Origin of the sequence: Pseudomonas sp. 3MA1 (assembly GCF_029237275.1) — a bacterium.
Taxonomy (GTDB): Bacteria; Pseudomonadota; Gammaproteobacteria; order Pseudomonadales; family Pseudomonadaceae; genus Aquipseudomonas; species Aquipseudomonas fluorescens_AP.
On sequence record NZ_JAACFX010000014.1, the window covers coordinates 13,863 to 31,975 of the forward strand.

Annotated in this window: 21 protein-coding genes and 1 riboswitch; of the genes, 10 read left to right on the top strand and 11 right to left on the bottom strand. The window is 62.6% G+C overall.

Features of this window, described 5'->3' with window-relative positions:
* Positions 1-71 precede the first annotated feature (71 nt).
* The 3 genes from GWQ44_RS27170 to GWQ44_RS27180 all read left to right on the top strand — a co-directional run bounded on the left by GWQ44_RS27170 (position 72) and on the right by GWQ44_RS27180 (position 2,918).
* A complete protein-coding gene (locus GWQ44_RS27170) occupies positions 72-1,037 on the top strand; it encodes a 2-hydroxyacid dehydrogenase (protein ID WP_179599884.1) in 966 nt (321 codons plus the stop codon).
* A gap of 31 nt (positions 1,038-1,068) precedes the next feature.
* Positions 1,069-2,067 carry a class I SAM-dependent methyltransferase gene (locus GWQ44_RS27175; protein WP_275928721.1) on the top strand — a complete coding sequence of 333 codons (999 nt, stop codon included), beginning with the start codon at positions 1,069-1,071 and terminating at the stop codon, positions 2,065-2,067.
* Positions 2,068-2,119: 52 nt separating this feature from the next.
* Positions 2,120-2,241: riboswitch (yybP-ykoY riboswitch) on the top strand.
* Between the two features lie 92 nt (positions 2,242-2,333).
* Positions 2,334-2,918 carry a TMEM165/GDT1 family protein gene (locus tag GWQ44_RS27180; protein WP_042940848.1) on the top strand — a complete coding sequence of 195 codons (585 nt, stop codon included), beginning with the start codon at positions 2,334-2,336 and terminating at the stop codon, positions 2,916-2,918.
* An 84-nt stretch (positions 2,919-3,002) separates the two neighbouring features.
* Here GWQ44_RS27180 and GWQ44_RS27185 read toward each other — a convergent pair whose 3' ends face one another.
* Complete coding sequence (locus GWQ44_RS27185) at positions 3,003-3,821, bottom strand: M48 family metallopeptidase (RefSeq protein WP_103741274.1); 819 nt, start codon at positions 3,819-3,821, stop codon at positions 3,003-3,005.
* Positions 3,822-4,095: 274 nt separating this feature from the next.
* On the opposite strand from GWQ44_RS27185, the gene GWQ44_RS27190 reads away from it, so the two are divergent.
* Positions 4,096-6,237 carry a methyl-accepting chemotaxis protein gene (locus GWQ44_RS27190; protein ID WP_016964382.1) on the top strand — a complete coding sequence of 714 codons (2,142 nt, stop codon included), beginning with the start codon at positions 4,096-4,098 and terminating at the stop codon, positions 6,235-6,237.
* A 134-nt stretch (positions 6,238-6,371) separates the two neighbouring features.
* On the opposite strand, the gene GWQ44_RS27195 is transcribed toward GWQ44_RS27190, so the two are convergent.
* From GWQ44_RS27195 to GWQ44_RS27205, 3 genes are read right to left on the bottom strand one after another with little or no spacing between them, the layout of a single operon-like run.
* Entirely contained in the window at positions 6,372-6,992 is a 621-nt protein-coding gene (locus tag GWQ44_RS27195; RefSeq protein ID WP_047306035.1) for an SOS response-associated peptidase, read from the bottom strand.
* A gap of 35 nt (positions 6,993-7,027) precedes the next feature.
* Entirely contained in the window at positions 7,028-7,288 is a 261-nt protein-coding gene (locus GWQ44_RS27200) for a DUF2007 domain-containing protein (protein WP_047306036.1), read from the bottom strand.
* A gap of 15 nt (positions 7,289-7,303) precedes the next feature.
* Complete coding sequence (locus GWQ44_RS27205; RefSeq protein WP_016967048.1) at positions 7,304-7,486, bottom strand: CPXCG motif-containing cysteine-rich protein; 183 nt, start codon at positions 7,484-7,486, stop codon at positions 7,304-7,306.
* A 140-nt stretch (positions 7,487-7,626) separates the two neighbouring features.
* Between GWQ44_RS27205 and GWQ44_RS27210 the strand changes: the two genes are divergently transcribed.
* Complete coding sequence (locus GWQ44_RS27210) at positions 7,627-8,793, top strand: 1-acyl-sn-glycerol-3-phosphate acyltransferase (RefSeq protein WP_047306037.1); 1,167 nt, start codon at positions 7,627-7,629, stop codon at positions 8,791-8,793.
* Between the two features lie 66 nt (positions 8,794-8,859).
* Here the strand turns inward: GWQ44_RS27210 and GWQ44_RS27215 are convergent, their stop codons facing one another.
* Entirely contained in the window at positions 8,860-9,147 is a 288-nt protein-coding gene (locus tag GWQ44_RS27215; RefSeq protein ID WP_177431187.1) for a hypothetical protein, read from the bottom strand.
* A 188-nt stretch (positions 9,148-9,335) separates the two neighbouring features.
* Here GWQ44_RS27215 and GWQ44_RS27220 point away from each other — a divergent pair, with 188 nt between their 5' ends.
* The gene (locus GWQ44_RS27220) at positions 9,336-9,542 is read left to right on the top strand and encodes a hypothetical protein (RefSeq protein WP_016964398.1); all 207 of its coding nucleotides are present in this window, start codon (positions 9,336-9,338) and stop codon (positions 9,540-9,542) included.
* An 88-nt stretch (positions 9,543-9,630) separates the two neighbouring features.
* On the opposite strand, the gene GWQ44_RS27225 is transcribed toward GWQ44_RS27220, so the two are convergent.
* Positions 9,631-10,215 (bottom strand): YajG family lipoprotein, encoded by a 585-nt coding sequence (locus tag GWQ44_RS27225; RefSeq protein WP_016964399.1) that lies wholly within the window; start codon positions 10,213-10,215, stop codon positions 9,631-9,633.
* Positions 10,216-10,421: 206 nt separating this feature from the next.
* On the opposite strand from GWQ44_RS27225, the gene GWQ44_RS27230 reads away from it, so the two are divergent.
* Together GWQ44_RS27230 and mqo are read left to right on the top strand one after the other, a co-directional pair.
* On the top strand, positions 10,422-10,655 hold the full coding sequence (locus GWQ44_RS27230) for a hypothetical protein (protein ID WP_047306038.1): 234 nt from the start codon (positions 10,422-10,424) through the stop codon (positions 10,653-10,655).
* A gap of 736 nt (positions 10,656-11,391) precedes the next feature.
* Positions 11,392-12,903: a malate dehydrogenase (quinone) gene (gene mqo / locus GWQ44_RS27235; protein WP_047306039.1), complete on the top strand. Its 1,512-nt coding sequence runs from the start codon at positions 11,392-11,394 to the stop codon at positions 12,901-12,903.
* Between the two features lie 67 nt (positions 12,904-12,970).
* Here mqo and GWQ44_RS27240 read toward each other — a convergent pair whose 3' ends face one another.
* The 4 genes from GWQ44_RS27240 to GWQ44_RS27255 form a co-directional block, all read right to left on the bottom strand.
* Positions 12,971-13,258: a PA4642 family protein gene (locus tag GWQ44_RS27240; RefSeq protein ID WP_016965966.1), complete on the bottom strand. Its 288-nt coding sequence runs from the start codon at positions 13,256-13,258 to the stop codon at positions 12,971-12,973.
* 63 nt (positions 13,259-13,321) lie between these two features.
* A complete protein-coding gene (locus GWQ44_RS27245; protein WP_016965965.1) occupies positions 13,322-13,807 on the bottom strand; it encodes a hypothetical protein in 486 nt (161 codons plus the stop codon).
* A gap of 94 nt (positions 13,808-13,901) precedes the next feature.
* Positions 13,902-14,375, bottom strand: a complete 474-nt coding sequence (locus GWQ44_RS27250; RefSeq protein WP_047306041.1) for a WbuC family cupin fold metalloprotein — start codon at positions 14,373-14,375, stop codon at positions 13,902-13,904.
* Positions 14,376-14,378: 3 nt separating this feature from the next.
* Positions 14,379-14,936 carry a hypoxanthine-guanine phosphoribosyltransferase gene (locus GWQ44_RS27255; protein WP_042941423.1) on the bottom strand — a complete coding sequence of 186 codons (558 nt, stop codon included), beginning with the start codon at positions 14,934-14,936 and terminating at the stop codon, positions 14,379-14,381.
* A 165-nt stretch (positions 14,937-15,101) separates the two neighbouring features.
* On the opposite strand from GWQ44_RS27255, the gene upp reads away from it, so the two are divergent.
* Together upp and GWQ44_RS27265 are read left to right on the top strand one after the other, a co-directional pair.
* Positions 15,102-15,740, top strand: coding sequence for a uracil phosphoribosyltransferase (gene upp / locus GWQ44_RS27260; RefSeq protein ID WP_011063386.1), 639 nt, complete (start codon positions 15,102-15,104; stop codon positions 15,738-15,740).
* Positions 15,741-15,742: 2 nt separating this feature from the next.
* Positions 15,743-17,017, top strand: a complete 1,275-nt coding sequence (locus tag GWQ44_RS27265; protein WP_016965962.1) for a uracil-xanthine permease family protein — start codon at positions 15,743-15,745, stop codon at positions 17,015-17,017.
* 60 nt (positions 17,018-17,077) lie between these two features.
* On the opposite strand, the gene hemH is transcribed toward GWQ44_RS27265, so the two are convergent.
* Positions 17,078-18,103 (bottom strand): ferrochelatase, encoded by a 1,026-nt coding sequence (hemH, locus tag GWQ44_RS27270; RefSeq protein ID WP_016965961.1) that lies wholly within the window; start codon positions 18,101-18,103, stop codon positions 17,078-17,080.
* Between the last annotated feature and the right edge of the window lie 10 nt (positions 18,104-18,113).

Here is an 18,113-nt window from a genome sequence, read left to right on the forward strand (position 1 = left end):
TATGTCTAATTATTTCATCTGTTAGGCTCGGCAGATTACGCCTTAGATCCCCCGTGCAAAAGGTACAGTTCATGATCAACAATCGCCGCGCCGTCTTCCTCGATCACAGCTCGCTGGACCTGGGCGACCTGGACCTGAGTGCGCTGCACCACTGCTTCAGCCCCCTGCAACTGCATGCCCACACCCCCGCGGAGCAGGTGATCGAGCGCCTGCAAGGCGCCCAGGTGGTCATCAGCAACAAGGTCGCCCTGAGCGCCGAAACCCTGGCGGCCTGCCCCGATCTGCGACTGATCCTGGTGGCTGCCACCGGCACCAACAATGTCGATCTGAGCGCGGCCCGCCAGCAAGGCATCTGTGTCAGCAACTGCCAGGGCTACGGCACGCCATCGGTGGCCCAGCACACCCTGATGCTGCTGCTCAATCTCGCCACTCGGGTTGCCGACTACCAACAAGCCGTGGCCGCCGGCCGCTGGCAGCAAGCCAAGCAGTTCTGCCTGCTGGACTTCCCCATCATCGAACTGGCGGGCAAGACCCTCGGCCTGCTGGGCAATGGTGAACTGGGCAGCGCCGTGGCGCGCCTGGCCGAAGCCTTTGGCATGCGTGTGGTATTGGGGCAGATCCCCGGACGCCCGGCTCGACCGGATCGCCTGCCGCTGGAGGAATTGCTGCCACAGGTGGATGCCCTGACCCTGCACTGCCCACTCAACGAACACACCCGCCACTTCATCGGTGCCCGGGAACTGGCCCTGCTCAAGCCCGGCGCCCTGGTGGTCAATACCGCCCGCGGTGGCCTGATCGACGAACAGGCCCTGGCCGACGCACTGCGCAGCGGCCATCTGGGCGGCGCGGCCACCGACGTGCTGAGCGTCGAGCCGCCGGTGAACGGCAATCCACTGCTGGCCGGTGATATCCCGCGCCTGATCGTCACCCCGCACAACGCCTGGGGCAGCCGCGAGGCGCGCCAGCGAATCGTCGGCCAACTGACGGAAAACGCCCGCGCCTTCTTCAGCGGCGCCCCGCTGCGGGTCGTGAGTTGATAAACTTCGCCACTTTTTTCGGGGGCGGATCATGGACACACGCAGTGAAGTACTGTTGCGTCAGGCTGAATTGTTTCAAGGCTCACTGCTGCTGGCCGGCCTGGCCGCCGACGACCTGCTGGGCCGCCTGCCCAACGCCCGGGGCTGGAGCTGGCACGCCGGCGATCAGGCAGCCCTGGAGGCGCGTTTTCCAGGCCGCAGTCACTTTGGTGTAGAAGCACCGGCCGAGCCCTTCGACAGCGCGGTACTGTTCCTGCCCAAGTCCAAGGACCTGACCGACTACCTGCTCAATGCCCTGGCCTCACGCCTGGCCGGGCGCGAGTTGTACCTGGTGGGCGAGAAACGCAGCGGCGTGGAAAGCGCCGCCAAGCAACTCAACCCCTTCGGCAAGCCGCGCAAGCTCGACAGCGCGCGCCACTGCCAACTGTGGCAGGTCACGGTTGCCAACGCTCCCGAACCGGTGGCGCTGGATAGCCTGGCCCAGGAATACGAACTGCCCCTGGCCGAAGGTCCGTTGACAGTCGTCAGCCTGCCGGGCGTGTTCAGCCATGGACGCCTGGATCGCGGCACCGCGTTGCTGCTGGAGCATCTGGATCACCTGCCCGCCGGTCATCTGCTGGACTTCGGTTGTGGCGCCGGGGTGCTGGGCGCCACCGTCAAACGCCGTTACCCGGACAGCCGCGTGACCCTGCTGGATGTGGACGCCTTTGCCGCCGCCAGCAGCCGCCTGACCCTGGCCGCCAACGGTCTGCAGGCCGAGGTTCTGACCGGTGATGGCATCGACGCCGCGCCCATGGAACTGAACGGCATCCTGACCAATCCGCCCTTCCATACCGGGGTCCACACCGATTACCAAGCCACAGAAAACCTGCTGCGAAAAGCGGCCAAACACCTGCAAAAAGGTGGCGAACTACGGGTAGTGGCCAACAGCTTCCTGCGCTACCAGCCGCTGATCGAAGAGCACCTGGGGCCGTGCGCGATCAAAGCCGAAGGCCAGGGTTTCCGGATTTACCGGGCCAAGCGCGGCTGAGATGGTTTTTCGCAAACAAGGCTTGCCGAATGGATTTTGCCTAGGCAGAATCCGCTCCGTCCTAGGGGAGTAGTCTCCCACGAGCGCCACGCTCGTCCGGCATGCGTCAACATACTTGGTCCTCAGACCATGGCGCATGCGACCCAAGAGTCCGCACAGACGGACCGCAGGGTTTGACAAGACCTATGACACGCACACCTTACCCGGGGCGGGAAGGCTGTACGTGTCATAGCCGTGTCGACCCGCCCCTTAGGAAAACCCTGATGATGCTGGATTCTCTCCTCGTTCCCACCGCAATCGTTGCCTTGGCCGAAATCGGCGACAAGACGCAACTGCTCGCCCTGATTCTTGCCGCGCGCTTTCGCAAACCCTGGCCGATCATCGCCGGCATCGTCGCCGCGACCCTGGCCAACCACGCGGCCGCCGGCGCGGTAGGTGCCTGGTTCGGCAGCTTCTTCTCGGATGCGACCCTGCACTGGATCCTGGCCGCCAGCTTCACCGCCACGGCCCTGTGGACCCTGGTTCCAGACAAGATGGATGACGATGAAGCCACAACCGCACGCAAGTTCGGGCCTTTCCTCACGACCCTGATCGCCTTCTTCCTGGCGGAAATCGGCGACAAGACCCAGGTCGCTACCGTCATGCTGGCGGCGCAGTATCCGGACCTGTGGCTGGTGATCATCGGCACCACCCTGGGCATGCTGATTGCCAACGTACCGGTGGTGCTGGCGGGCAACTTCGCCGCGGACAAACTGCCCCTGACCCTGATTCGTCGCCTGGCGGCGTCGGCCTTCTTCATCCTCGCCGTGGTGGCGGTGTACAAGGCCATGCAGATCAGCGGCTGGCTATAAACGAAATCGCCGGCAAACCGACTCCTACACAACCTGTAGGAGCCGGCTTGCCGGCGAAAGCGTCAGCGAAAATGCAGCGATGGATCAGGACTTCTTGGCCTGCTCATACAGCGGCATCACCTTCGGAATCGCCGCCTGCAAGGAAGCGATTCGGCTGGTGGAAGCCGGGTGAGTGCTCATGAACTCGGGCGGCGCGGAACCACCGGCAGCCTGGCCCATCTTGTTCCACAGGCTGATGGCCGCGTTCGGGTTGTAGCCGGCACGAGCGGCCAGCTCCAGGCCGATCAGGTCCGCCTCGTTTTCATTCTCGCGACTGTTGGGCAGGGTCATCAGCAGGTTCACCCCGTTGTCACCCAGGGCCACGGTTTCCTGCGAGACACCGAACAGGGTTGCGATCTGCTTGCCAGCACCCACTGCGTACTGCTTGGACATCGCTTCACGACCGTGCTCGCGCAGGGCGTGGGCGATCTCATGGCCCATGACCGCGGCGATTTCATCGTCGGTCAGCTTCAGTTTTTCGATCAGGCCGGAGTAGAAAATGATCTTGCCGCCAGGACCGCAGTTGGCGTTGAGCTCATCGCTCTTGATCAGGTTGACCTCCCACTTCCACTGCGCGCAGTCGGGGCGAAAGGTCGGCGCCTGAGCGATCAGGCGGTTGGCAATGACCTGCAGGCGCTTGGCATTGGCACTGGTCTTGTCCAGCACGCCCTGGCTGCTGGCCTCACCCAGAGTCTGTTGATAGGACTGGGCATAGGACTGGTTGACTTCAGCACTGGACACCATGCTGAACATGGACTGCTTGCGATCCACACCCACCACGCCACCGCTGGTGGTATTGACCGTTTCACAACCGGTCAGGAGAACGGCAGCGCTCAGCGCACACACCAGTAACGACTTCTTCATCATGAAACCTCCCTGAAAACATGGCGCGTATCCTAAGGGCGGAACTGTATCCGCGCCAGATGCAAAACACGCATTCAGTCGCAATTCAGATACATCCAGAGCCTGACGAAAAAACTTCACATTTCGCCCGAGGCCGCCAACGGCCTGCGACACACCCCCGTCAATAACGACCTTTAACCCTCTGAAACAGTCCTTTCTCCTCTCCAGGCTAATGACCGGTGAGGCTGCGGCCGATACAGCATGGCAGACCTCAATTCCTGCGCCCGGAGCCTCTATGAAGTTCAAGTCGATCCAGTTTTCCGTGGCCGCCCTGGCCGGAGCCATCGTCCTCAGTGTGGTTGCAGCCCTGGTGCTGTACGCCCTGTTCTCCGGGGCCAGGACCCAGCACATGGTGCAAGAACGCACCCAGACCCAGTTCGAGCAAGTGATCGAACAGCGCCTGAGCGGCCTGGCCCAGACCCAGGTCAGCCAGATCCAGCGCGAACTCGAAGCGCCACTGCTGATTGCCGGCGGCCTGGTGCGGGTCAATGCCCTGCTGGGCACTGCGGATGCGCAAGGCCACGCCGGCCTCAGCCTGAGCCGCGAACAACTGATCGCACTGGTCAAGGAAAACGTCACCCAGAACCCGAAGATCCTCGGCGCCTACATCGGCTGGGAGCCCAACGCCATCGACCACAACGACGCGGCCTATGTCGGCACCTCGGTGGTGGGCATCGACGCGGCCAATGGCCGCTTCCTGCCTTGGTGGTTCCGCAACGAAGACGGCAGCCTGGGCCTGGACAAACTGGCCGACGTCAACGATCGGACCCTGCTCTCCACCGGCGTGCGCACCAGCGAGTACTACCTGTGCTCCCAGGACAGCCTCAAGCCGTGCGTCATCGACCCCGCCCCGTACAAGGTCGGCGACAAGGTGGTGATGCTCGCCTCCTTTATTCAGCCGATTCTGCTCAACGGCAAGTTCCAGGGCATTGTCGGCGCCGACCTGTCGGTGAACTTCATCCAGGACATGCTGGTGGGCGCCAATCAAAAGCTCTACAGCGGTGCCGGTGAGATGGCACTGATCGGCGGCAACGCTCGCTTGGTGGCCTACACCAAGGATTCGAGCAAGTTCGGCGAGAAGGTCAGCGATGTACTGCCCCCAGACGCGGTGGCCAGGCTGTCCAGCCTCAAGCGCGGCGAAGTGACCTATAACGTCGACCAGGCCAACGGCAAGATCGCCCTGTACCTGCCGTTCGGCATCGGCCAGACCGACGCCAACTGGACCCTGATGCTGCAACTGCCCCTGGGGGCGGTGATGGCCGATCTGAACGCCCTGCAGAACGATCTGGCGCAACAGCGCAAGGCCGATACGTTCGGCATGGCCATGGTCGGCCTGCTGATTGCCGGCCTCGGCCTGCTGGTGATCTGGCTGGTGGGCCATGGCATCGCCCGGCCGCTGCGGCAGATGGTGGCCATGCTCGACGACATCGCCCAGGGCGAAGGCGACCTGACCCGGCGCCTGACCAGCGACCGCGCCGACGAGCTGGGTTCGATCGCCAAGGGCTTCAATACCTTCCTGGCCAAGCTGCAGGCGATGATCAGCCAGGTGGTGACCTCGGTGCAGAGCGTCAGCGACTCCTCGGAACACACCGCCGACATTGCCATTCGCACCAACCAGGGCGTGCACAAGCAAATGGTGGAAATCGATCAGGTGGCCACCGCGGTACATGAAATGACCGCCACCGCCCAGGACGTCGCACGCAATGCGACCCAAGCCGCGCAAGCCGCCAGCCATGCCGACCAGGCCGCCAGCCAGGGCATGCAGATCGTGCGCGACACCTCCAGTGCCATTGGCGCCCTGGCCGAAGAAATCGGCCGCGCGGTGGGCGTGGTGCAGACCCTGGCCAAGGACAGCGAAAACATCAACGCCATCCTCATCGCCATTCGCGGCATCGCCGAACAGACCAATCTGCTGGCCCTCAACGCAGCGATCGAGGCAGCCCGGGCCGGCGAACAGGGTCGCGGCTTTGCCGTGGTCGCCGACGAGGTGCGCAACCTGGCGCAGAAGACCCAGCAGGCCACGGAAGAAATCCAGTCGATGATCCAGCAACTGCAGCAGGGCACCCGGGAAGTGGTGCGGGTCATGGAGGACAGCCAGCACAAGACCGACCAGAGCGTGGAGCATGCGGCCAAGGCTGCCCAGGCCCTGGAAACCATCACTCAGGCCGTGTCGGTGATCAACGACATGAACACCCAGATCGCCAGCGCCGCCGAGGAGCAGAGCGCCGTGGCCGAAGACATCAACCGCAATGTGATCAACATCGGCCAGGTGGCCAATGAAGTGGCCGGCGGTGCCGACGAGTCCAGCGCAGCCAGCGCCGGGCTGACCAAGCTGGCGGAACAGCAACGGCGCCTGATCAATCAGTTCAAGGTGTAACCCGGCGACACGCCTCCCCGCGCAGGATCTGGCCGCTCGGCGAAGACGCTCTCAAGGGCCTCTTCGCTGGCCTGCCCGCTCCTACAGCCAGCCCCTACAGCCAGCTCCTGCAATCAGCGCCCTTGGCCGGTCAGTCAGGCGGGGGTCAGGCACTCGGGGCCGTTGAGCTTGGGGTCGTTGACCAGATTGGCCAGGACCCGCTCGCGCAAGGCAGCGGGCGGGCTGGCGAGCAAGGCTTGCAGGGCATGCAATGGGGTTTCGGGATCGAGCCAGGCGTCCTGGCCGGCGGCATCTAGGATCAGCGGGCGGCGCAGATTGGCCGCCGCCTGGGTCACCACCGCGGTGCTCAGCCAGACCTGCTCCTGCACCGGGTAGGCCTCCCAGATCGCAGCAAAGAAGATCGACGAACCCTCCCCCGGCGTCAGCCAGTAAGGCCGCTTGCGGCTGCCACCCCGCCACTCATAGAAACCGTTGGCCGGCAGCAGGCAACGCCGCTCGCGAAACGCCTGGCGAAACATCGGCTGCTCGGCCAGGGTTTCCGCCCGGGCATGGGCCGGGGTACGCGACAGGTCGGTCAGCCAGGCCGGGGTCAGCCCCCAACGGGCCCGGGCCAGGGTGCGCTGGCCGTTTTCCGCGCGCTGGATCAGCACCGAATCATTGGGCGAAATATTCCACTGCGCGCGCTGATCCTCGGGAAATCCCGGCAAGGCGGCAAAGGCGGGGTTCCAGCGAAACAGGGCATAACGTCCACACATGGGGCAATACAACTCTCGGCAAATCGGCGCTCAGCCTAACAGACCAGCACCCCGGCAAAATTGTCCGGTTCGTCAAAGGGCAATGGCAGGGCCGCATTGTACGCAGCGATCAGCGCCCGCGCCTGCTGCGCCTGATGGTCGTGTACCGACAGCCCCAGCAACCCGAACAACGGCAGCTCCCCGGCCCCGCCGAGCAGGTCGCGCCCCTGGAGGTGGGACTCGATGCCCTCGCTGGCCAGCATGCCCTGGAGCAACTCGCCTTCCATCAGGTTTTCCGGCTCGTAGATGCGCTGCATGAGAGCCTCTCCCCGTCAGTCGTTTTCACTGTGCACGTCGAGCATCCATTCCCGGCCATCGGTCTGCAGCGTAAAGACTATCGGCCGGCAGCAGACCGGGCAGTCTTCTATATAGGTTTGATCGCCAGCGGACAGGTCCAGAACCGCTTCCGCCTGTTCGCCACAGTAAGGGCACTGATAATGGTCGGTTTCCAGCATCGCCGTCTCCAGAGTGACTTATGCGTATAATCGCCGGTCTATTTGCAGGGCTTTTTTTGTCTGAGCCGAGTTTTCAGACCGCGCCCGGCCTTTTTTCGATCCGAACCTTTACTTACCCTAGCCGTTTCTAACAAGAGAGCATGATGGGCGAATTCGATGCCATCCGACCTTACCACGACAGCGAAGTACCAGCGGTGCTGGCCCGGCTGCTCAGCGACAAGGCGTTTCTAGATATCCTCACCCACTTTCGCTTCCCGCGTTTTGCCAACACGTTCGGCTGGCTGCTAAAACCCCTGATCGCCCATCGCCTGCGCCGCGAGTTCGCCGGAGTCACTTCGGTGGCCACGCTGCAGGACAAGGTCGAGTTCTATGTCGACCACACCATCGAACGCGCTACCGACGGCGTGACCTACACCGGCGTCGAGCAGCTCAAGTCGGGCACCGCCTACGTATTCCTGGCCAACCATCGCGACATCGTCATGGACCCGGCCTTCGTCAACTACGCGGTGTACCACGCCGGCCTGCCGACGCCACGCATCGCCATTGGCGACAACCTGCTGCAGAAGCCGTTTGTCAGCGACCTGATGCGCCTGAACAAGAGCTTCATCGTGCACCGCTCCATCAGCGGTCGTCGGGAAAAACTCGCGGCCTATCAATTGCTCTCGGCCTATATCAACCACTCGATCCGCAACGACGGCCAGTCGATCTGGATCGCCCAGGCCGAAGGCCGGGCCAAGGATGGCGATGACCGCACCGAGTCGGCCATCCTCAAGATGTTCCACATGAGCCGCAAGGACGAGCCGTTTGCCGAGGTGATCCGCTCGCTGAACCTGACCCCGGTGTCCATCAGCTACGAATACGACCCTTGCGATCAGGCCAAGGCTCGCGAGCTGTATATCCGCGCCACCACCGGCAGCTACACCAAGGCCCCCGGCGAGGACGATGTGAGCATCGCCAAGGGCATCACCGGCTACAAGGGTCGGGTCCACGTAAACTTCGCCGCCCCCATCAGCGCCCTGTTCGACGACACCAAGCAACTGGCGGTGGAAATGGACCGGCAGATTCTCGGCGGCTACCGCCTGTTTCCGGTGCACTACCTAGCCTACGCCCAGTGGAGCGACGCCGATCCGCAACTGCAGGTTCCGGCCGCCGCCGAGGTGTTCCCGGCGCAGGAACTGGCCAAGGCCAAGGAAGAATGGCAGCGCCGACTGGACGCCTGCCCGCCGGAGCACCGCCCTTATCTGGTGCTGCAATACGCCAATCCGGTACGCAACCAGTACCGGGTCAAGGCCGGCCTGCCGCTGTAAGCGCGGCCCCGCAATGCACAACGGCGCCCATGGGCGCCGTTGTCGTCTCTGCAGCTGCGGGCTGGATCAGAAACGCGTGCTGATCCAGGACACCAGCAGTGCCAGCCCCAGGCAGGCGAAGCCGAAACGATAGAAGAAGCGATTGATGCGCAAAGTGGCGGGGTCCAGCATCAGCAGCGGCTGATCCACGGCCCGGTCTTCACTCTGGGTGGCCAGGTTGGCCAGGGCTCGCTGCTCGCGGCGGCGGGTGGCATGCAGCAACCAGCTGCCCGGACAGGCGAACAACAGGGCCAGCAGATTGATCAATTTGGCGGGGTGGGCGTTGAACATCGACCAGATCAGTTGCAGCGACATCATGAACCTCGAAGGAATAGCGTATTCGGGTCGCCGAGTGCACCCGCGCGCGGATTCTACTCAATCCCCATCGAATCGCGGGGGCCTTTCCGACCAGTAACGAGGCACGGGGCAATTAATTTAAAGCGTCATCTTTTCGTCATCCAAACAAGCCAGTCTGTCGCCCCTCGAAACCCACGGAGCTTGTCATGCTGCACGCCGAAAACCAGGATCGCCTCTACCTGATCACCCCCAGCGAAGAACAGCAGGCGCTGGTGGGCGCCCTGGCCTTCAATGTTCAGGACCGGCACTGGCTGGTGTATTGCGCACTGGGTGGGCATCAGCACGCGGATCTCCCGGAAACCGACCTGCTGACGGGCATCAGCATGCTCGACTTCTACGTCGAAGCGGCCTGAGACACGACCAGCAAAAAGCCCGGCTGCCTGAAGGGCAACCGGGCTTCTGTCGACCGGGTGGCAACGGATCCAGGTCCGTTGCGGCGTCTTATTCGCCGAGGATCTGACCGATGGTCGGGTCCTTGAACAGGCGGGTCAGCGCATCGCTCAACACATCGCCCACCAGCTTGGTGTTGGTGTCCTGGTTCGGCGCCATGCCAAAACGCTGGTCCAGGGACGCGCCATAGCGACCGCTGTAGCGGCGGTTGGCGTTTTGCACATCGGAACGGAAGGTCGCGCCAATGGTGGCCTCGGTCACGTACAGGCCTTCTTTAGGCGACTGGTACTTGAGCTCGGCCAGGGTCACGGTCAACTGCGGAGCATTGCTGCCAGCGGCTGTCGGGGTGAAGCCCAGCAGACGCACCGCCGCTTCGGCCTGGGCCTGCAGCTTCGGCAGGATCTGCGCGCTCTGCACGGTAATGGCGCTGGTTTCCGGATACAGGCCGCCACGGGTGCCCAGGGTCGGCGACGGACGTCCATCGACCACCCTCACCACCACCGGCTGACCGTGGCCGACAGGCGCCAGCTGAGTGGTGAGCTTAGGCTCCGGGCTCAGTTGTTGCGGGCTGTGGGCGCAACCCACCAGCGACAGGCTGGTCACAGTGATCAAACCGAACAACAGGCGTTGCAACATGCTCATCTCTCCAGGAATCAGGCACAAACAGGCCCGCAGTATAGCGGTGCACAACCGCGACGAACCAGCGTCGGGCATGAGTTAGTCAGGACTCAGACAGGTGCCGTACAAGCGGGTTCCTGTAACCTGCCTTTCACCCGCCATACATCATGATGTAACGGTTCAAGGACATTCTTATCGTCAATGACACAATCAGGTGCCTGGTCATGAACTTCCTTCGCTCCCTGTTCGCCCCGCGTCAGTCATTTCGCAGCTTCGCCTTGCTGGACAGCCAGGGACGCTGCCAGGCCTTCAAGCATTGTCTCGCCGTCCCGGTGGGCGACGGCTGGGTGGAAATCCAGGAGGTTCGCCTGAACTGGTTGCACCAGCCATTGCCCGCCAGCGCCCGGATCAGCCCACGCAGCACAGGCCCCGTGGTGCAACCGATACTGGCCACCTGACCAACAGCCTAATAAAAGTCACGAAACAGGATCATTTCTGCGCATTTCTTCGTTACAATCTCCCCCCGATTATAAGGACGTCTCCTGATCGGGCCTCGCAGTACCGCCAACGCCACTGCATTGGCACCCCGCACCGCCCACAGAGAGCCGCCCACACAGATCGAGTGAAGCTGGCGTGCTTGCTGTACCACCTTGCAAACCTCCACTTTTCGCGAATCTGCAGAGCTGCCGTTGCTCGGCCACTTAAAGCTGTTTGCCCGTTGTGCCTGCACCTTGTGCCGGCATCACCGCTCGGGCCAGGTGCCAGGCTGAGGCAGCCCTTTTTTGAGGTTCACGTCTTCAAAAGAGCGTGAAAAAACGGGTTTTCACAACTTCACAAGAGTGTGGCGAGCAAATGAATAGTTTTGCGTCTGAACTGGCACCATTGGCCTCTACAACAGCCCGATTACACAGGACCGAGCACTCCTCAAGAACTGGTGCTTGAAGCCTGTCCGCTGACGGATTTGGTTGCACGAGCGGATGTATCGACCATAAGTCGAATTGCCCGAGGCGCCCCGAGATGCGTTCATATGCACCTTGAGGCCCGGTTGGCAGCGTCCGCAGTAGTTGCAAAGAATTGCGAAGATTCGGACATGGCGATCCTGGCCATGGGTAACCTGGGGCATTACGTGAACCGCCCCGTCACTCCTGGCAGCCATGCCGTCAATTTGGTGCTGCAGATTTTGGAGACGCGTTAATGGCGCATAACGAAGCAGTAGACGTCGTATTGGTTGGGGCCGGCATCATGAGTGCCACCCTCGCTGTACTGCTCAAAGAGCTCGACCCCGCAATCAAGCTGGAAGTCGTCGAGCTGATGGATTCGGGTGCCGCGGAGAGTTCCAACCCGTGGAACAACGCCGGTACCGGCCACGCTGGCCTCTGTGAGCTGAACTACACGCCACAGGCCGCCGATGGCAGCATCGACATCAAGAAAGCCGTGCACATCAATACCCAGTTCGAAGTGTCGAAACAGTTCTGGTCCTACCTGACCAAGAAAGGCACCTTCGGCTCGTCCAAGTCCTTCATCAGCCCGGTGCCGCACCTGAGCTTCGTGCAGGGCGACAAGGGTGTGTCCTTCCTCAAGAAGCGCTTTGAAGTGCTGAGCCAGCACCATGCCTTCGCGGACATGGAATACACCGAAGACAAGGCCAAGATGGCCGAGTGGATGCCGCTGATGATGCCGGGCCGCCCGGCGGACGAAACCATCGCCGCGACCCGGGTGATCAACGGCACCGACGTCAACTTCGGCGCCCTGACCAACCAGCTGCTCAAGCACCTGACCAGCGCCCCCGATGCCCAGGTCAAGTACTGCAAGCGCGTGACCGGCCTCAAGCGCAACAAGGACAACGGCTGGACCGTGAGCATCAAGGACGTCAACAGCGGCAACAGCCGCGAAGTCGACGCCAAGTTCGTGTTCCTCGGCGCCGGTGGCGCGGCGCTGCCGCTGCTGCAGGCTTCCGGCATTGAAGAAAGCAAGGGCTTTGGCGGCTTCCCGGTAAGCGGCCAGTGGCTGCGTTGCGACAACCCGGAAGTGGTCAAGCAGCACCAGGCCAAGGTCTACAGCCAGGCCGCCGTGGGTTCGCCACCGATGTCGGTGCCGCACCTGGACACCCGCGTGGTCGACGGCAAGAAGTCCCTGCTGTTCGGACCTTATGCCGGCTTCACCACCAAGTTCCTCAAGCACGGCTCGTTCCTTGACCTGCCGATGTCGGTTCGCGCTGGCAATATCGGCCCGATGCTGGCCGTGGCCCGGGACAACATGGACCTGACCAAGTACCTGGTCAGTGAAGTCATGCAGTCCATGGAGCAGCGCCTGGAGTCCCTGCGCCGCTTCTATCCGCAGGCCAAGGCCGAAGACTGGCGCCTGGAAGTGGCCGGGCAACGGGTGCAGATCATCAAGAAAGACCCGAAAAAAGGCGGCATCCTGCAGTTCGGCACCGAACTGGTGGCGGCCAAGGACGGCTCCCTGGCCGCCCTGCTCGGCGCCTCTCCGGGCGCTTCGGTGACCGTGTCGATCATGCTGGAACTGATCGAACGCTGCTTCCCGGCCAAGGCCAGCGGCGAATGGGCCGCCAAGCTCAAGGAGATTTTCCCGGCGCGGGAGAAGGCCCTGGAAACCGACGCGGCGCTGTATCACAAGATCAACAGCGAAAATAACCTGAGCCTGGAGCTGGTCGAGCCCAACAAGGAAACCGAAAGCTGCGCCTGATCCGCCGCCCATAAAAAACGCCCCGTCCTTTGCAGGACGGGGCGTTTTTTTATGGGTCTTGAACGACTCAGCCGCGGGCGTTGTTCATCAGCTCGATGTAGTCGGCGGCGTTGCGCTGATCCTTGATCAGGTCGACGAAGGTCTGGCCGCGCTCATCCTTGCCGTCCAGATCCAGGCCGGCTTCGAGGAAGAACACCAGGAAGCGCTCGAAGTCGTCGATGCGCAGACCACGATAGGCCTTGATCAGCTTGTGCAGGGACGGCGAAGTGGCGTCGACCGGCTCGAAATCGAGGAACAATTTGATCTGCTCGTCGCTGATCTCGTCACCAATCACTTGTTTCTTATCTTTACGCATCGCCGACTCCAGCTCGCAGACATTACACGGGGCCGGCAGTTTACCCTCAGCCCGCCTCGGGCCTCAACGCGGACGCACGCTGCCGGTGTGCAAGTCGGCCCAGATATGGCCATTGGCGTAGCTGAGGAACTGACAATACACAGTGTCGTTACGCAACAGGTCCATCACCGCCCGATACTGGGCCAGGGGGTAATAGAGTGTCAGGGTCCGTGTCTTGGCGTCGTACTGGGGCTTTTTCAGGCTTTTGCTCTCACCGTCGAAATTCACCAGCACCTGGCTGATGGTGGCGCCCTTGTTCAGCGGCTTGCCCTTGAGCCGCACCCACACCGGCGATGTCACCGGAATCGGCTGCTGATTGGATTGTCGCTGGCTGCCGATCACCACCGAGTACTCGGTGACCTGCAACAGCTGCTGCTGTTCAGGGACCGAGTCGCGCAGAGTCAGGTCATCAGGCGGCAGAAATTGCCCGTGCAAGGGCGCCGGGGCAGCTGCCAGGGGCAGGCTCAAGCTCAGAAGAAGGGCCGCGCTAGTGCGAATCAACAGGCTCATGACAGGCTCCAATCAAGGGCTGAGCACTCTAGCACGGGTTTTTGCTGCAAATCCTCACAGCCTGTGACAGTTGCCCCAGGCTAGGGGTACGCCGTCAGTCGAATTGAGCGCGCATCCAGGCCTGGTATTCGGCCACGCCAGGCTCACCTTCCCGAGGCGCCCAACTGGCCTGTTCGCCCTCGCCCACCGGACGATAAGGACCGGCCTTGCATTCGAACATCAGACTGTCGGCTTCAAGCGCCACCAGGCCATGGAAGACTCCGGCCGGCAGATCAACACCGACACAGTCACCACCGGCCTGCAAGATACGCTTGCCCTTGACCTGGCCCGCCTCATCGAAAATCAGCACGCCCAGTCGCCCCTTGAGCACCAGCAGAGTCTCGGCCTTGTCGGCGCTCAGGTGCCGGTGCGGCGGAACATAGGTCGAGGGTTGCAGCGCCACCGCCATGCGATGACAAGGCTCCTCCATGGCGTGGAAGTTGTGATGCTGACGACCACGGGGATTGGCCGCAGCCTTCTCAGCCAGGTCGCTGAACAACGCTTGATCGAGAAAGCTCGGCCCGGTCATGTCTTACATCCCTTTCACGGCATAGATGCCGGCGGCGTTGCGCCAGTAGCCTTTGTAGTCCATGCCGTAGCCGAAGACGTAACGGTCGACGCAAGGCAGGCCCATGTAATCGGCCTTCAGGTCCGGACGGGCCTTGCGATCGTGCTCCTTGTCGATCAGCACCGCGGTGTGCACAGCACGGGCACCGGCGTGTTTGCAGAAGTCGATGATCGCGCCCAGGGTGTGCCCTTCATCGAGGATGTCGTCGATGATCAGCACGTCGCGGTCAATAAAGGAGACTTCCGGCTTGGACTTCCAGAACAGCTCGCCGCCGCTGGTTTCGTTGCGGTAGCGAGTGGCGTGCAGGTAGGAGGCTTCCAGGGGGAACTGCAGGTGAGTCAGCAGCTTGCCGGCGAAGATCAGGCCGCCGTTCATGACGCAGAACACCACCGGATTGCGCTCAGCCAGTTCTTCAGTGATTTGTGCACCGACACGGGCGATGGCCGCCTCGACTTCAGCTTCGGTGTACAGGCAGTCAGCCTCGCGCATGATTTGACGGATATGCTCGAGATCAGCGGACATGGCGCTCTCCAAGGGGGTGGCAGTTTCGGAAAAGCGAGCAAAGGTACGCATCCGGCCCGATCAGATCAAGCGTTTCTGGACTAACGTACTTTATGTCTATAGGACAACCACCCCGGATAGATTAATCTAGGCCGTTTTTTTTGCCCGCCGCCGGAGCCTTTCCCTATGCCCATCCGTGAGATCCGCCATCCGCTGATCCGACACAAACTTGGCCTTATGCGCCGCGCAGACATTAGCACGAAGAACTTTCGCGAGCTCGCTCAGGAAGTCGGTGCCCTGCTGACGTACGAAGCCACCAAAGACCTGCCCCTGGAAAGCTATGAGATTCCAGGCTGGTGCGGCCCTGTCCAGGTCGAGAAGATCGCCGGCAAGAAGATTACCGTGGTACCGATCCTGCGTGCCGGTATCGGCATGCTCGAAGGCGTGCTGAGCCTGATCCCGGGCGCCAAGGTCAGCGCCGTGGGCGTGGCCCGCAACGAAGAAACCCTGCAGGCCCACACCTACCTGGAAAAACTGGTTCCGGAGATCGACGAGCGCCTGGCGATGATCATCGACCCGATGCTGGCCACCGGCAGCTCCATGGTCGCCACCATCGACCTGCTGAAAAAAGCCGGCTGCCGTGACATCCGCGCCATGGTCCTGGTGGCCGCCCCGGAAGGCATCGCCGCCGTCGAGCAGGCGCACCCGGACGTGACGATCTACACCGCGTCCATCGATCAGAAGCTCAACGAGCATGGCTACATCATTCCAGGCCTGGGTGATGCCGGTGACAAGATCTTCGGCACCAAGCAGAAGGACTCCTGATCATGCAGGATGAGTTCAACGATCCGCTCTGGCGCCAGGTGCTGTCTGGCGCGCAGATGCTTTTCGTGGCCTTCGGTGCCCTGGTGTTGATGCCGCTGATTACCGGTCTCGACCCGAACGTGGCGCTGTTCACGGCGGGTCTCGGGACTCTGTTGTTCCAGGTAGTGACCGGGCGCCAGGTGCCGGTGTTCCTGGCGTCGAGCTTTGCCTTCATCACCCCGATCATTCTCGCCAAGGGCCAGTTCGGCCTGGCGGCGACCATGGGCGGGGTGATGGCGGCGGGCTTCGTCTACACCTTTCTCGGCCTGGCGGTGAAGATCAAGGGCACCGGTTTCATCGACCGTCTGCTGCCGCCGGTGGTCATCGGCCCGGTGATCATCTCCATCGGCCTGGCCATGGCCCCGATCGCCGCCAACATGGCCATGGGCAAGGCCGGTGACGGCAGCGAGCTGATCCATTACCAGACGGCGATGATGATCTCGATGCCGGCGCTGCTGACCACGCTGATTGTCGCGGTGTTCGGCAAAGGCATCTTCCGCCTGGTGCCAATCATTTCCGGGGTGCTGGTGGGCTTTGCCCTGTCCTTCTACTTCGGCGTGGTGGACACCGCGAAGATCGCCGCCGCGCCCTGGCTGGCCCTGCCGCACTTCACCGCACCGGAGTTCAACTGGCAGGCGATCCTGTTCATTGTCCCGGTCGCCCTGGCCCCGGCCATCGAACACATCGGCGGGGTGATTGCCGTCGGCAGCGTGACCGGTCGCGACTACCTGAAGAAGCCAGGCCTGCATCGCACCCTGTTCGGTGACGGCATCGCCACCACCGCGGCCGGCCTGTTCGGCGGCCCGCCCAACACCACCTACGCCGAAGTCACTGGCGCGGTGATGCTGACCAAGAACTACAACCCGAAAATCATGACCTGGGCGGCGGTCTTCGCCATCACCCTGGCCTTTATCGGCAAGTTCGGCGCCCTGCTGCAAAGCATCCCGGTGCCAGTCATGGGCGGGATTCTCTGCCTGCTGTTCGGTTCGATTGCCGCGGTGGGCATGAACACCCTGATCCGCCACAAGATCGACCTGGGCGAAGCCCGCAACCTGGTGATCGTCTCGGTGACCCTGGTGTTCGGCATTGGCGGCGTGCTGGTAGGCACCGGTACCGGTCCGGACGACTTCGGCCTCAAGGGCATCGCCCTGTGCGCCATCGTCGCCATCGTGCTGAATCTGGTGCTGCCGGGTAATGACGGCTGGAAGAACAAGAAGGCCGACGAGCCTCTGATCTGAAGAACCCTTCGCCGCCAAGCCGTCCCCCTCTCGCAGGAGCCGGCTTGCCGGCGAAGCCGCTTACAACGCCAACGGCGCCCGCGCGCACAAGGTGTTCAAGGCCTGCGCCCATTGCGGGTCGTCATTCAGGCACGGGATCAACCGCAGATCCTCGCCTCCCGCCTCGCGGAACTGCTCGCGTCCGCGATCACCGATCTCTTCCAGTGTCTCGATGCAATCGGCGACGAACGCCGGGCACATCACCATGAGCTTTTTCACGCCCTGCTTGGCCAGCTCGTCAAGGCGCGTCTCGGTGTAGGGCTCGATCCATTTGGCCCGGCCCAAGCGCGACTGGAACGACACTGACCAAGTGCCGTCCGCTAACCCCAGGTGCTCGGCCAAGGCCGATGCCGTTCGCAGGCACTGTGCGCGATAACAGGTGGCCAACACCGCGGGAGAAGCGTTGCGGCAACAGTCGGCATCCTTGAAGCAATGCTGGCCGGTAGGGTCGAGCTTGGTCAGGTGCCGCTCCGGCAGACCGTGAAAGCTCAGCAGCAGATGATCATGCTCCTGGGCCAGGTAGGGTCTGGCGCTGGCCGCCAGGGCCTCGATGTACTCGGGCTGATCGTAGAAGGGTTGCAGCACGCTGAACTGCACATCCAGCTGGCGCTCGCGCACCACACGCCTGGCCTCTTCGATCACCGTGGTCACGGTGCTGTCGGCGAACTGAGGATAGAGCGGCGCCAGGGTGATTTTTTTCTGCCCCTGGGCCACCAGCTTGAGCAGCGCCGATTCGATCGAAGGCTCGCCGTAACGCATGGCCAGCTCTACCGGGCCCTGCTTCCACTGCTCGCTCATCACCTGCTGCAGGCGCCGGCTGAGCACCACCAGCGGCGAACCGTCCTCCCACCAGATCGAGGCGTAGGCATGGGCCGACTGTTCCGGACGCTTGATCAGGATCAGCGACACCAATAGCCGCCGCACCGGCCAGGGCAGGTCGATGACATAGGGGTCCATGAGGAACTGGTTGAGGTAGCGGCGCACATCCGCCACCGAAGTGGAGGCCGGCGAACCGAGATTGACCAGGAGCAACGCGTGATCGGTCATGCAACGTCCT

Excerpts from the sequence above, each read along its gene's own strand:
- GWQ44_RS27170 (WP_179599884.1), top strand. The coding sequence starts at position 72 with ATGATCAACAATCGCCGCGCCGTCTTCCTCGATCACAGCTCGCTGGAC.
- GWQ44_RS27175 (WP_275928721.1), top strand. The coding sequence starts at position 1,069 with ATGGACACACGCAGTGAAGTACTGTTGCGTCAGGCTGAATTGTTTCAA.
- GWQ44_RS27180 (WP_042940848.1), top strand. The coding sequence starts at position 2,334 with ATGCTGGATTCTCTCCTCGTTCCCACCGCAATCGTTGCCTTGGCCGAA.
- GWQ44_RS27185 (WP_103741274.1), bottom strand. The coding sequence starts at position 3,821 with ATGAAGAAGTCGTTACTGGTGTGTGCGCTGAGCGCTGCCGTTCTCCTG.
- GWQ44_RS27190 (WP_016964382.1), top strand. The coding sequence starts at position 4,096 with ATGAAGTTCAAGTCGATCCAGTTTTCCGTGGCCGCCCTGGCCGGAGCC.
- GWQ44_RS27195 (WP_047306035.1), bottom strand. The coding sequence starts at position 6,992 with ATGTGTGGACGTTATGCCCTGTTTCGCTGGAACCCCGCCTTTGCCGCC.
- GWQ44_RS27200 (WP_047306036.1), bottom strand. The coding sequence starts at position 7,288 with ATGCAGCGCATCTACGAGCCGGAAAACCTGATGGAAGGCGAGTTGCTC.
- GWQ44_RS27205 (WP_016967048.1), bottom strand. The coding sequence starts at position 7,486 with ATGCTGGAAACCGACCATTATCAGTGCCCTTACTGTGGCGAACAGGCG.
- GWQ44_RS27210 (WP_047306037.1), top strand. The coding sequence starts at position 7,627 with ATGATGGGCGAATTCGATGCCATCCGACCTTACCACGACAGCGAAGTA.
- GWQ44_RS27215 (WP_177431187.1), bottom strand. The coding sequence starts at position 9,147 with ATGTCGCTGCAACTGATCTGGTCGATGTTCAACGCCCACCCCGCCAAA.
- GWQ44_RS27220 (WP_016964398.1), top strand. The coding sequence starts at position 9,336 with ATGCTGCACGCCGAAAACCAGGATCGCCTCTACCTGATCACCCCCAGC.
- GWQ44_RS27225 (WP_016964399.1), bottom strand. The coding sequence starts at position 10,215 with ATGTTGCAACGCCTGTTGTTCGGTTTGATCACTGTGACCAGCCTGTCG.
- GWQ44_RS27230 (WP_047306038.1), top strand. The coding sequence starts at position 10,422 with ATGAACTTCCTTCGCTCCCTGTTCGCCCCGCGTCAGTCATTTCGCAGC.
- mqo (WP_047306039.1), top strand. The coding sequence starts at position 11,392 with ATGGCGCATAACGAAGCAGTAGACGTCGTATTGGTTGGGGCCGGCATC.
- GWQ44_RS27240 (WP_016965966.1), bottom strand. The coding sequence starts at position 13,258 with ATGCGTAAAGATAAGAAACAAGTGATTGGTGACGAGATCAGCGACGAG.
- GWQ44_RS27245 (WP_016965965.1), bottom strand. The coding sequence starts at position 13,807 with ATGAGCCTGTTGATTCGCACTAGCGCGGCCCTTCTTCTGAGCTTGAGC.
- GWQ44_RS27250 (WP_047306041.1), bottom strand. The coding sequence starts at position 14,375 with ATGACCGGGCCGAGCTTTCTCGATCAAGCGTTGTTCAGCGACCTGGCT.
- GWQ44_RS27255 (WP_042941423.1), bottom strand. The coding sequence starts at position 14,936 with ATGTCCGCTGATCTCGAGCATATCCGTCAAATCATGCGCGAGGCTGAC.
- upp (WP_011063386.1), top strand. The coding sequence starts at position 15,102 with ATGCCCATCCGTGAGATCCGCCATCCGCTGATCCGACACAAACTTGGC.
- GWQ44_RS27265 (WP_016965962.1), top strand. The coding sequence starts at position 15,743 with ATGCAGGATGAGTTCAACGATCCGCTCTGGCGCCAGGTGCTGTCTGGC.
- hemH (WP_016965961.1), bottom strand. The coding sequence starts at position 18,103 with ATGACCGATCACGCGTTGCTCCTGGTCAATCTCGGTTCGCCGGCCTCC.